Source organism: Neisseria sp. HMSC70E02 (genome assembly GCF_001838645.1).
Classification (GTDB): Bacteria; Pseudomonadota; Gammaproteobacteria; order Burkholderiales; family Neisseriaceae; genus Neisseria; species Neisseria macacae.
In genome coordinates this window covers 829-1,263 of record NZ_KV838041.1, presented here as the reverse complement: position 1 = coordinate 1,263, position 435 = coordinate 829, and the positions used below count along the sequence as shown (strand labels likewise).

Here is a 435-nt window from a genome sequence, read left to right as displayed (position 1 = left end):
CCGTGGATGTCGGTCATCTCGCGCGGGATGCCGACTTGGTCGTTGTGGAAATAGGCGATGTATTGTTTGCCGTCTTTGGCGTTGTCAAAGATTTGCGCCAGCGGTTCGTAGCTGTCTTGGTCGGTGTAGATATAGGTGTAGCTGCCTTTGTAGGTGTACTCCTGAAGTAATCGCGTGCCGTCCCAGACGAAGTGGGTGCGTTTCGGTTCGGTACTCGTCCAGGCGAGTTTGTCTTGGCGTTCTTTGGAGAGGCGTCTTCCGAACGGGTCGTAGGCGTATGTCCAGATCTCGGTATTGCCGGCGGGCTTTTTGATTTCGGCGCGGACGAGTTGGTTTTCTAAATCGTATTGGTAATATTGGTTTTCACCATTAGGTAGCTGGCGGTAGATCAGGTTGCCCAATGCATCGTAGGTGTATTCGATGCCGTTGTATTCT

Annotated in this window: 1 pseudogene; it reads right to left on the bottom strand. The window is 52.2% G+C overall.

Annotated elements, in window-relative coordinates:
• Positions 1 to 435 (bottom strand): annotated as a pseudogene (locus tag HMPREF3277_RS00030) (type IV secretion protein Rhs); the annotation flags it as partial.